Annotated in this window: 10 protein-coding genes; 2 read left to right on the top strand and 8 right to left on the bottom strand. The window is 46.9% G+C overall.

All coding sequences use genetic code 11. The features are described from left to right. Positions 1-99: 99 nt before the first annotated feature. Positions 100-4833: a DUF2252 family protein gene (locus tag OB236_RS18835; protein WP_262685389.1), complete on the bottom strand. Its 4734-nt coding sequence runs from the start codon at positions 4831-4833 to the stop codon at positions 100-102. A 326-nt stretch (positions 4834-5159) separates the two neighbouring features. Between OB236_RS18835 and OB236_RS18830 the strand changes: the two genes are divergently transcribed. After that, a complete protein-coding gene (locus OB236_RS18830) occupies positions 5160-5501 on the top strand; it encodes a MerR family transcriptional regulator (RefSeq protein WP_076233287.1) in 342 nt (113 codons plus the stop codon). 289 nt (positions 5502-5790) lie between these two features. Here OB236_RS18830 and OB236_RS18825 read toward each other — a convergent pair whose 3' ends face one another. Together OB236_RS18825 and OB236_RS18820 are read right to left on the bottom strand one after the other, a co-directional pair. Then, positions 5791-6624, bottom strand: coding sequence for a VOC family protein (locus tag OB236_RS18825; protein ID WP_262685388.1), 834 nt, complete (start codon positions 6622-6624; stop codon positions 5791-5793). Next, complete coding sequence (locus tag OB236_RS18820) at positions 6596-7558, bottom strand: alpha/beta hydrolase family protein (RefSeq protein WP_262685387.1); 963 nt, start codon at positions 7556-7558, stop codon at positions 6596-6598. Before OB236_RS18820 ends, OB236_RS18825 begins: the two co-directional genes overlap by 29 nt. 141 nt (positions 7559-7699) lie before the next feature. Here OB236_RS18820 and OB236_RS18815 point away from each other — a divergent pair, with 141 nt between their 5' ends. Next, complete coding sequence (locus tag OB236_RS18815) at positions 7700-8035, top strand: carboxymuconolactone decarboxylase family protein (protein WP_262685386.1); 336 nt, start codon at positions 7700-7702, stop codon at positions 8033-8035. A gap of 196 nt (positions 8036-8231) precedes the next feature. Here OB236_RS18815 and OB236_RS18810 read toward each other — a convergent pair whose 3' ends face one another. From OB236_RS18810 to OB236_RS18790, 5 genes are read right to left on the bottom strand one after another with little or no spacing between them, the layout of a single operon-like run. Continuing rightward, positions 8232-9056 (bottom strand): carbohydrate ABC transporter permease, encoded by an 825-nt coding sequence (locus tag OB236_RS18810; RefSeq protein ID WP_262685385.1) that lies wholly within the window; start codon positions 9054-9056, stop codon positions 8232-8234. Positions 9057-9083: 27 nt separating this feature from the next. Next, the gene (locus OB236_RS18805) at positions 9084-10031 is read right to left on the bottom strand and encodes a carbohydrate ABC transporter permease (protein WP_262685384.1); all 948 of its coding nucleotides are present in this window, start codon (positions 10029-10031) and stop codon (positions 9084-9086) included. Between the two features lie 41 nt (positions 10032-10072). Further along, the gene (locus OB236_RS18800) at positions 10073-11461 is read right to left on the bottom strand and encodes an extracellular solute-binding protein (protein ID WP_262685383.1); all 1389 of its coding nucleotides are present in this window, start codon (positions 11459-11461) and stop codon (positions 10073-10075) included. Next, a complete protein-coding gene (locus tag OB236_RS18795) occupies positions 11458-12192 on the bottom strand; it encodes a PIG-L family deacetylase (RefSeq protein WP_262685382.1) in 735 nt (244 codons plus the stop codon). The genes OB236_RS18800 and OB236_RS18795 overlap by 4 nt, the downstream gene beginning before the upstream one ends. Continuing rightward, positions 12193-12519: a YojF family protein gene (locus OB236_RS18790; protein ID WP_262685381.1), complete on the bottom strand. Its 327-nt coding sequence runs from the start codon at positions 12517-12519 to the stop codon at positions 12193-12195. Positions 12520-12525: the final 6 nt, after the last annotated feature.

The following is a 12525-nucleotide window of genomic DNA, read 5'->3' as shown; positions in this document are numbered from 1 at the left end:
AATCGACCTGTTTATGATAGAGACAGAAAAACCCGCTTCATGCATGCAAGGAAAGCAGCATAAAGCGGGTTTGCCTGTAATGGATAATGATAGGTTGCGTTAATCGATGAATTGCAGCTTTTGCAGCAAGCGCTTCAGCATCGTAGTCGCTTGAGCTCTTGTTGCCTGGCTGTCAGGTACGAAAGCGTCGGCAGTCATCCCCTGGATGATACCTGCGGTTACCGCCTGAGCCGCGGCAGGCTGTGCCCAAGCTTGAATGGATGCCTGGTCCTTGAATGACGCCAGAGCCGTGTCTGTTTTCACCTCGGTCAAAGCCGTCTGACCTGATGCCTTCATCGCACGTGCAATCATAACTACCATTTGCTGGCGTGTGACCGGGTCGGCAGGACGGAAGCTGCCATCCTCGAAGCCGTCTATCAATCCAGCCTTGGAGGCTGCACCAACAGCACCTGCTGACCAATTATTGCTTGGTACATCCGTGAAGCGATTCGCTTCCCGATTTTCGCTTAATCCCAGGGAACGAATCAGCAGCGCGGCAAATTGTGCTCTCGTGATGTTCGTATCGGGAGCAAAGCTTTGCGCCGAGACACCGTCAACGATCAGCTTCGAGCCCAGCAGCTGAATATCCGCTTTGGCCCAATGTCCGTCAATGTCAGTAAACTTGTTACTCGTTTGTACAATAGCATATATACTATTGCTTGGGCTTAAAATAATCGCCTGATTATCGATAAATCTCGAAGGGATAAAGCTGAAGCTCCCGTCCGCTTCCACCCGAACCGCCGTTGTATGAGCGGCATCTATAGTTTGTCCGGTTGAAATCGTTCTTGCCACGTAATGATTGGATAATGAGGCATCCAACTGCTTACCGTTAGCCTCCAAAATGACCTTAAAATCCATTGGTGCTCCTACTACCGTCATCCCATCTCTTGTCGCCGTATTCACGATTTGTGTTAAGGCTGCACCTGTTACTTTTTCAGTAATTATCGTGACTTTGATATCCTTGGCGTCTACGCCAAGCTGAAGCGCCGCCGCTGTAAAATCAATCGTTTGGATTGGAAGGCTATAGCTGGCAAGCTCAGACTTCACTGTGATCACTGCATTCGGTACCGATTTAAGGGCCTCCATAAGTACTGCAACCGGAAGCTCCACCATTGCGATCGGGTCATTACCTTTGAATTCAATCACAACTTGAGGTTTGCCTGCTTCCTCTTTTTTCAGTGACTCCAGAGCCTGAGTCAGCTTGAGCGAATCTACCGTCAGTCGGGTAGTGATTTTACCATCAGCTGTTGTTTCTTTGCTTTCTTTGACAGCACCTTCACCAAGATGAACCTCTCCAGAGACGGTTGGCCCAGCGCTGCCACTTGGCGTTTCCGATCCGGTCGATCCAGCTCCGCTACCCGTTCCTGTTCCCGTTCCACCCGTACCGCTGCTGCTGTTTGAATTGTTATTATCATTAATTCGGGTCAGTGTCACTGTGTACACCTGAATCGTCCCATCCTGCGCGGTTACTTGAACCTTGATTTCATTCGCACCTACATTTAAAGCAACAGTACTTGGAGTACCACTTGTAGCGGCAATGCCGTTAATAAGAATGGCTGCTTTCGCATCTGCAGCTGCTGCTGTAATTACAGCCTGCCGCATTTTCCCTGCATAACCCGTATAGCTCGCCGTACCTGCCGCAAATTCCGGAGTAAGCACGATATCATAAACAATCAGCCCGTTCAGGTTGGCATTGCTGCTGAGCACAGGTTCAACGGGTACTATCCCTCGATTTACGGTAATGTTATAGGTTTTGGTCGTTGTCATATCTCTTGCCGTGACTTTGACAGCTATGGAAGTCGTATCGTTGGTCAAATCGATTCGCTTGTCAGTATTGCTGGCATATAAATCGCCGTTGACCGTCATAGAAGCTTTGGAATCCAATAAAGCAGCATTTACGTCAACTGCCGATGTCCCAGCTGGTACAGATACGGTGTAATTCATAGTATTTACGGCAAAAGCAGGCGTTAATGTGCCATTAGTTACTGTTAAATTGCCAAGATCGGCTATATCCACTAAAGCTCCGGCTGCCAAATCGGCCTTAACCAGATTATAATCCGAGACGACCTGCCTATAGTAATCCTCACCCAAATTAACGAGATTGGTCCTGAAGCTGTCCCATTTGCCTCCAGCATAAACATTGTTCACGACACTCACTTCGAAGCTGTAAGGCACGTGGCCAGCAGGATAATCATTATCCGAGCGGGCATGTGCATTCGCGAGCGCCTGAGCGGCATAAGATAAATTATTTTCAAAATCTGCCTGACTCGTAAATTTAGAATCCGTGTAGTCACCTTTATAAGGCGAAATTTTTCGAATCAGATAGTTATGGTCAGCACCTTGAAGTGTGCCCAAATGATAATCAGGCTTGGTCAGCATTCCTTGATAAGCCAATTTGGATCGCTCCGCATCCTTACCATTGAACGCATCATATGTTGAAGACTGGAACAGTGGGCTATCTATGAAAACTGGCTTGCCCTGTTCCTTGACATCCAAAATAATATCATCATCATTGCTGGCTGTCGGTCCTTCGATGAGAACGTTATAACGTTTCACGCCGAGGCTTCCTAACCCTTGGTTAATACGCAGAGAAACATCCTTGATCTTGAAATAATCGCTCGACTGCCCTGCTGCAAAGGGCTGAACGCTGTTTACATAGGCAGACCAATTGTCTGTAATATCGTTCAAGTCAACGCCCTTGGCCTGAATATATTTGTCTGTCTTGCTGTAATCAAAATTACGCGTAGCTGGAGTTGTCGAGGTCAAAGGCGCTGCTTTATCCAGCTGTGATTTTACTGTCGTTTTTACGAAATCCTCCATTAACTTCTTTGTAAAACCGCTCAGCTTGTCAGAGGTGAGCTCGGCACTCTTTTCGTTATTATTGCCGTTCACGCTATTGAGTGTTTGGATATAGGCATCCAGATAGTTTTTGGCAATTTGTCTGGTCGTGCTGTCATCGAGCGTAGTGGTTATATAAGATTTATCATCAAAACGAGCCAAATAAATGCTGGCTGTTGAACGAATCAGATCCCAGTAAAAAGGAGCTATATAGGACTCGTCCATATCGTTCAGATCAAATATGGCCTTTCCTTCGTTGTTATCAAAGTAGCCGACATTTTGAATGTGAAAATCACCGGATATCCAGGTGTTGATGTTGCTGAGCTGACTCCAATTCGCAGGAACCGGAATGACACCGCCTAAATCCTTGTAAAATAATCCGCTGGTCGCTCGGTAAAAGCTGAAGGCTGATTTAGACATTGCCGCATATTTGTATTCTTTTGTGGCACTATCATGGATGAAAGCATTGCGCTTCTTGATTTCCTGCAGCAAAAATTGCTTTCTTGCCTCGCCCTTGCTTAGTACGGCGGACGGTCGAAGCAGCGTTATCCCGTTAATGGCATCTGAATCCGCTGTAGCTCCGCTGGTAACTGCTGAGGCTTTGATAACTACACTCAAATTCACGCTTTCGGTAATAGGGCTCGTCGCCGAATTATACACCGTAAAGGTCACCGTATTCGCGGCGCTGTCGCCTTTGGCTTTTATACTCAGACCTGAAGGAAGCGTTGATGCATATGTATAATCCGTTACACTCAAGTCCCCGTTTTTCACATTCCCCACCTGTAAAGCGATCGTAAACGTATTGTTGTTCGGATCTACCTCGGTCGCTGTTCGCATAGCCGCATCCGCATCACCCGTGCTTACAGTTCCTTTTATTTTCGGGGTATAATGAGAAAGTGTAACGCCGTCAATGCTGGTAGAGCTGCTGTAAGCACCTGCAGTCACAGCAGTAGGCTTCAGGATGACCGATAATGCTTGATCCGTTGAGACATTGGCATTAGCCGCTCCTGCTATTGTGAAAGTAATAGTTTTCGCCGCAGTATCCCCAACCGCGCTGCTCGTAAGTCCGGCCGGCAAATTGTTAATGATGTAATCGTTAACCGGGGTCAGCGGACCTGCTTTCACTGTGCCTGTTATTACATTGATTGTAAATGTGGCGTTGGCCGCACTGATCGTGGTCAAACTGTCCATCATCACCATGTTAGCTCCAGTATTCGCTGTACCTTTGATCATGGGCTCCTTGGGGCTGCTGCTGTTGCGTGGTGGTATGTCCTTGTTCACTGGATCTACAATTTCAAAGTCAGCCTCAACCGTGTCCACATCCGTGTCCCAGCCATTTCCCAATCCTGGGTTGGTAGACGGTTTCAAGCCAGCCAAAGTATTTAACGGGTTGTAAGCTTTTCTTTTGTAGCTTTTTTTGTAGGACAAGCTTCCATAATCAAATACGAGATCGACTAAAACCGAGCTGTCCAAGGTCGAACGCGGATCATTAACAGTAATCGTTGATTGATTCTTGACCAGAGCGACCTTTCCATTGTCTTTATCCATGTTTATGGTTGTATCCACAGCATCAGGTGTAGGCAAATCCGCACCAAAGTTAGCCGCTTCCTGTCCGAGCTTAACCAAATAATAACCGTGCGCCGGAATAGTCATACCTAAATCGACTTTTTTCCAGTTGGTCTTATTTTTACCTGCGTATTGCAGCGACCACGTGTCTGCTCCGAAGTTCACGTCCTGATCGGTAGGGTTATATAATTCTACATAATCGTTTTTGAAAACCGATGGTTTGTCCGATGCCGAATTCCCCCCGTAGCTGTAAATATCGCTGATCACTACATACCCCGCCTCCGCTGCATAAGCCTTGTCGATGCTTACAAAATCACCGACAATTGGATTCATGATCAGCAGAGCTGTGAGCAGCCCCATCACCTTCCGCGATGTTTTCTTCTCAACCATTCACGTCGAGCCTCCTATTGAACTATCCTATGATATCGCTAATGAATACAAAATCCCCATAGCTTATCCATCATAGCAGTGGAGTTTCAATAGAAGATTCGGGCTATATAAAGATATTGTTAAGATCGCGGCTTCTTCATAACAGAATAGAATTAGTTTGGGTAAGCTGAGCTTTTCTGACATAGATTTAGCACAGCCATATTACATTAAGAATCTCTTGGTATGAAATGGCATCCTTAAGCAATAGTTAACAGACATTGTAACCTTGTGACATTTACTTTGATTTATATTATAATGAAGGGAAGAATGACACAGGAGGACTTACAATGAGTTCTGAAGAAAGCTCCAATGAACAAAAATACGTCATTTACGATATGGAATTGTTAAGTAAATTAATTGTAGGCATTGGCGAGGTTGCCGAAATTACCGGCGTACCGACTCGCAAAATTCGATATTGGGAAGAGAAAGGCATTATCAAGTCGGTTCAAGAGGCAGACGGATCGACCCGACGATATGATTACGTAAATATTAAGAAAATCGTATTGGTTCAAGAGCTATTGGAGGACGGCTATACGCTGGATACTGCCGCCAAGAAGGTCGAGGATCGTATCAAAAATATTGATGATGTCTTTCAAAAAATCGCATTGCAGACACTTGAACCATCGTAAACCGAGCATGCTCAGCCGCCTGTTACTATTGCAGGCGGCTTTTTTTTTACGTTAAATAGTCACGTCCATTGCCCGCCATTGCCCTGAACCGTAATCGTAACGTTATCCGGTGATGCCAGCATCGGACCATGCACTGTTCCATGCTCTTTGAACGAAAGCTCAGATGCTGATGCAAAAATCTTCGCCAGTTAACGACCTGCTCATAAATTTCCTGTTCATATAAAGGCTGAATTACGGATGGCAACGACATAACCGATCTCTCCATTTCTTTAATGTATTTTGATGTACTTCATAATGCATCAGCAATAAGCCATTCCGACCCCAGTACCCGGAGCTGTGATTGTTCACCCTGCTTATCATGAACACCTACAAAGTAAGGCCTGGGTCCCTTTTGCTTCAACCAATCTGCAGCTTTCCCGGCACCAGCAGGGCTAAGAAACAATAAATCTCCTCCTGCCAAACGTATTCGTTTGCCGATAGCACCAAGCTCATCAGCCTTGTAGGCCGTTCCGAATGGCAGGCCGAACCAACGGGACCAATTATCGGCAGTCTGCTCCGCATCATCATCAACAACCAAACCGATGTAGGCAAGCTCCGGCCCCTCCGCGTCTGTTAACAGCAAACGCTGTTCAAGCAGATCAGCCGTGCGCTGCTCGTCATTTTGCTCCCATTGAATAAAAAAAGGCAGCGGCAATTCGCCAGGCTCACTCTCCAGCAGTAAGCTCGACCAACGCACTATCGAACCATCGGTGCGGCTTCTGCTGCCGGGATAAGGTCCCAGTACGTGCAAACCTTGCTGGCGCAGCCGTTCTGCGAGCTTTTCAATATCATTCGTACGGATGGCAATGGTGCCAGGACCTTCCCCGACTTCAAGGTCTGCAAGCAGCTGTCGAATCACCGGAACACGGGCTGCCGCCTGCTCAGAGACCTCGCGGCGCTCGACACCAAGAAATTCAATATAGCTTAAACCCAAATAACAGAGCGCATTAATCGTTCCAAGCTGCTCATGACGGCCTCCTTCCACGGCATAGTAGCCTGCTTTCCCCAGTCGGTCGATAGCCTGCTTCGGATCATGGACAAAATGAACCAAATGCTCAAAGGACAGCATCAGCAGTTCCTCCATCCGTGTTATGCTCCCAGCACTTACTTGCCTTTGTATCTGAACTTTGCTCCTCAAATACATGCTGGTGCTCCCGTAAAAAATATAGCGTTATTCGGATCGCCTCCTCCAATTGATCTGTAGTGCCAGCAAAAGGATGCACAGAACCGAATGTATGCGTGCCCCCTTCAATAATAAATCTCCGATGGTGGGGCGCAGCCTCAACCATAGCTGCGAAGCCTGCCAGCAGCTTATCGGAATCTTTGCTGCCTTGAACCAGTAATACAGGAATAATCAGGTCCGCGAGTCTTGCAGCAATATCAAAACGGGAGCGATTAGCAGCCAAATCCGTATAAAATTCATCTCGTATAGGCATCTGCTGTCCGGTTCGTGCATTCCCTATGTAGGCGACGCCATTTTGTTCAATTTCCGATTTCAGCGAATCATCGAACATATCCACGCTGCCGTTGCCATTCCAAGCCACAACAGCTTTCACCTCAGGATGACGGCTGGCCAACAATATACTGCCGCCGCCACCTCTGCTGTGACCAAGCAAATAAATCAGCTCGCGATGGGTCTGTTCACTATCTGGAAGGCGATGATCCGCTAAAGCCTCCAGAATCAGCTCCAAATCAGCCTGTTCACGCGAATACGTATTAATTGCAAATTTATCCAGCTCATCAAAATCAACTTCGTTAACACCATTGCAGGAAAAATTAAACGTGACCACATAAAAGCCCTGCTCAGCAAACCGGGAAGCCGCATAAGGGAAAAATCCCCAGTCTTTAAATCCTTTAAAGCCGTGGCTGATGATGAGTACCGGAAGTAAAGGAAGCACTGAGTTAGAATCGTGCCGATGCTTATATCGGACCTCTCCCCGAATACATAATGATTCCCCAGAAGGCAGCAGCCCCGCGTTCAGAACAAACTCCTGTTGTTGTATGATCGTCTGACTCAATATCATCGCTCCTTGTACTATTATTTACATAAAAGGAAAATACAATATTTATATTGTAACATATTGACCTATAATGTTACAATATTACAATGTAATGGAATTAACCATACATGGTCTTATATCTGAGAGGAGAGTTAACCAATGAAAAACCCTGATTTCGAATTTTTTGCCGAGCAGTTTCCGCAGGTAGCCGATCAATTCCGTGGGCTGCATCGATCCGTTGTTGCCGAGTCCGCGCTTGATCCCAAAACCCAGCAATTGATTTACATTTCCAATCTGGCAGCTCTCGGTTATGCTCCAGCAGTGAAGTCACATCTGCCTTTGGCTATTCAAGCAGGTGCTTCCAAGGAGGAAATTTTGGCAGCGCTGCTTACGAGTATTCCAGCGGGAGGACTTGTACCGGTCCTGCCTTTACTTAAAGAAGTGTCCCTAACTTTGGACGATCTACTGGCGCAAAAGACAACGACTGACAATTAATAGCCATAGAGCCGTGTTACGATCGCTGTATTAGGAGCTCTGACAACAATGCTGCTGGATTGGCTGGAGAAACGTATCATTCCCTGGAAGCACTACCCTATTGAGTGAAACATATAGATTATTATGTTTTACAAAAAGCCCTGCCTATCCAGCACACACTGTCAAGTCATGTGTAATTGGATGGACAGGGCTTTCTCTATCTGAGACCTGTTAAAGTAATCCCGCGTATAATCTGCTTTTGGAAAATAAGAAACAGGATAATTAATGGAAGCACAGAAATACTTGAGCCTGCCATCGACAGCACCCAATTGCTGCGGTCACCATTCTCGTTGGAGAAATAGGCCAGGCCGACAGGAATCGTTAGCTTCTCTGGCGTCACACTGACAATCAACGGCCAAATGTAGGAATTCCAGCTCGTCAGAAAGTTAAGCAGGCATAACGTAGTTATAGCTCCTCCCACCTGCGGTATCGCTATTTTCAACCAAATTCCCCACTCGCCCATCCCATCTATTCTCGCAGCGTCCAGCAGATCACGAGGAATCGATTCCATGAACTGCTTCATTAAAAAGATCCCGAATGCGGTGATCAACCCCGGAAACAATATTCCCATGTAGGTGTCCACCCAACCGACCATATCGGACAACAAAAACCAGGGAATGATCAGCATTTCCGTAGGCACCATCAACGTACTCAAGATGACGACGAAAATGAACTGCTTCGCTCTGAACGTAAATTGTGCCAACACATATCCAGCTAACGTATCAAAGAACGCAACCGATGCTGTGCTAATAACCGCAACGATGAGGCTGTTCAAGAGCCAGCTTCCAAACAGCGTCTTGTTAAAAACATCCAGGATGTGCTGGAAGGTAGGAGCTGCCGGAATCAGGCTGAGCGAATAAATCTCTGCTGGCTGCTTCAACGCTGTAGACAGCATCCATAATAACGGGAACAGCACTATGAATGCGCCTGCCGTAAGCAGCAGGTAGCTTAAACCGGTTATGATGATATGGTTTCGTTTCAATCCAATCCCCCATCCGAATCGTCCGTCTTAATATTCAACCTTTTTGCTTACGAATTTAAGCTGTAATAAGGACAGTCCCATGATAACGATGAATAAAATGACCGTTGCCGCAGCTGCCAGCCCCATCTTGTGGTGCTTGAATCCAAGATCATAAATATACAGCACCAATGATTTGGTCGAGTTTAATGGCCCGCCCGCCCCGGCTGAGCTCATATTTTTCACCTGGGTAAAGGTTTGTAAATAGGTAATCGTGGCAATAACCAATGAAAACACAATCGTCGGGTTGAGCAGGGGTAACGTGATCCGCCAAAACTTCTGCCAGCGCCCCGCACCATCAATATCCGCTGCTTCATAATAAAGCTGGGGAATTCCTTGCAAGCCTGTAACAAAAATAAGCATTTGAAACCCGAGGATTTGCCAGATCATCACACCTGTTATTAAATAAATCGCTTGGTCCGGCGAGTTCAAAAATAGCTGTTTGGCAAACCCAAGCTGCGTAAGCAGACCATTGGCGGCCCCGTTAGGAATAAGCACCCAACGGAACACCCAACTGACGGCAATAATGCTGGTCATATAAGGAATGAAATAAATCGTACGAAACCAGCCACGCAGCACAGTTATTTGCTGCAGCAGCAAGGCCACTGCCAATCCCGCAATGAGCTGTCCTGGGACTCCGACACCTACATAAATCAATGTATTTTTCAAGGCTTTATGGAACACCTCATCCTGAAACAGCTCGATATAATTGTCCAGTCCAACGAACGGCCTGACACCATCGGAGAGAATATTCCACTCACGAAAGCTGACATTGAACGAATAAAATATCGGGATAATTCGAACAGCTGCGAAGAAAAGAAGTGGTATAAACAGGCTGCCATAAATAAACAGCTGCTGTTTGCGTTTATAGGATAAATTCCGTTTTTCAAGTCTGGCACTACCCGCCGGCAGTACCGCATTGCTCTGAATCTCCTGCATATCTTCACTCCTTCCGGTTCAATCTGCTTGAGCTCTATGATTTATTTCTTTTTGCTCCAATAATCGTCATACAGCTTCTGATTCTTTTTCACCAGATCGTCGAATACCGTTTGAATGTTTTCATTTTTCAGCAAAACACGGTCTGTCGCTTCAACGAAGTTATCCTTCTCCGCAGTCTCATCGACAAAGAAATGCGCGTGTGCATCAGGAAGCTGTTGAATAAACGCTCCAAGCAGCGGGTCCTTCGCATACTTATCCTGCAGCGCAACCTCCTTCTTGGCTGGCAGCTCCCCCACCTTATCAACCCATTTCTCCTGTACCTCTTTACTGGTTAGGAATTTCAGGAACTCGGTTGCAGCTTCCAGCTTCTTGCCCTCTACACCCTTCGTAATGCCATTAGCCCAGTAAGAGGATTGCGTTGCTTTATTCTTATAGGAAGGCAGCGGAGCCGTCCCGAATTTCAAGTTAGGGGCATCCTTCTTAATGCCTCCAAGCACGTTCGAGCCGTCTATCGTAATCCCGGCGTGACCGGTTTTAAACGCATTGATGTCCGTCTCATAGAAATCGCGAGTGCCAACTTTGTGTACCAAAGGAATATCCATAACAAACTTGAAGGCCTCTAACCCGGCAGGTGATGCATTCCACAAATATTTTTTATAATCCGGTGTTGTATCCTGACCTCCTGCCTGATAGATCAAGGCATCCCTATACCAGTGGTGAATCTGACTGTTTGGCTGCCAGGTAATGCCCTCGGTAATAAATTGGCCTTTGGCGTCCTTCTCGGTTAATTTCTTCGCATAATCGATCAGCTCCTCCCAATTGGCGGGCGGTTTGTTAGGATCGAGCTTCGCTTTCTCAAACAATTCCTTATTGTAGTACAAGGCAAGCGTACGTACGGCTGTCGGAACGGCCCAGTATTTCCCATCGATTTTACCAGCTTCAACTACAGGGAAAAAGTCCTTCTTCAGATCGGCTTCAGAAAAACCATTAGACGGAAGCGGCTGGAGGTAACCAGAGGAAACATATTTGGGAATCCATCCATAGTACAGGTTAATGATGTCCGGGCCTTTGCCTGCAGGCACCAGAGTGGCGACCTTCTCATTATATTGATCGTAAGGGAAGTTCGTATGCTTGACAGTAATATGCGGGTTTTTGGCCTGGAACTCCTTAATCAGATCGTTGACCAGATCGACCTTTGCCGCAAAAGCATACTGCCAGTATTCAATGGTAACCGGCTCCTTCTTGTCACTCTGCCCATCCTTGGTCGAATTGGCTGCAGCAGGAGCTGAGGTAGATGGTGTTGCTGTTGACGCTGTCGGGGCGGCACTTGAGCAGCCTGCAAGGGCGATAGCCGTTGCAGAAATGACGGCGATAGCTTTTAAATGGACTTGTATATGTGCTTGCAGAGTCCAGTTGCTGATTAATTTCATGATAGATTCGTCCCTTCATTATATAGAGTGGTGACCGGAGCATCTCCCAGCACATCGGCTGCACCTTCACGGGTAAAACGGATAAAATATTCAATCGGACTCACGCCTAGGATGGCTTGTTCATCAGACTGCCAAGCCCATTTGTGAACATCGCTCTGTGAACGATGGGCACGGTAGGTAGATAGCTTTTCCTGCAGGCTGCAGTGAATATTAACCGCAGACACCACATCAGGCGATAGGTTAAAGCCCTTGATTTCATCCCCGTAAGTAATGAAGTACAAATATCGTGCCTGATCAGGTCGGGTTACCGCTTCCAGATAAGCCCCTTTAGTCGCCCTGCCTATCGCGCAATGATCAGGATGCCCACCCAGCTTCTCATGAAAGGTTAGTACGACATCTGGCTGAATGTCCTCGATAAAACCGATAATTCGCTGCTTTAAGCCCTCGTATTCCTCAAATTCAACCGTTTTGTCCAAAATGTCAAGGAACTCCAGACGTTGTACCCCCAATGCACTGCACGCCTCCCTCATTTCTCCCTCGCGCACCCGCCGCATCGACTCGCGGGATACCATAAATGGACGTTTGCCCAGACGCCGGCCCAGCTCTCCCTTCGTAGCGCAAATAACCGTTACCTCGCTGCCCTGCTTGGCATATTTAGCCAGCGTTCCTCCGCATATGAAGCTTTCATCGTCAGGATGGGCCACGACGACCAAAATTTTGTTCACAGACATTCAGCTTGCCTCCTCATCAAAATCAAACGGAAAAAGTCCAATCTGGATCAGCGTAGCAATTCTATTCTGCTCATCATAGCTTGCAGCGAACACCCGACCTCTTGCATCCAGACTATAATGGGTAATCGATTCCGTACGAACCCATCCATTATTGCGAAGCCTCAGCGCCAATCGATACGATCCCTCACCGGATAAATGCGCTTGCTCAATCTCTACGCGAATGTTGCGCAGCAGCGCCCCCGGATTAACCTCGGTATGCAGGTACACTTCTTTTCCTTCAAAGCTTTTCAATACGTCTTGCAGTTGCTCGAAGTTCACAGGTTCCATCTTCGT

The organism is Paenibacillus baimaensis (assembly GCF_025567575.1).
The sequence above is the reverse complement of the archived record's forward strand: the minus strand, read 5'-3'. Positions and strand labels throughout refer to the sequence as shown.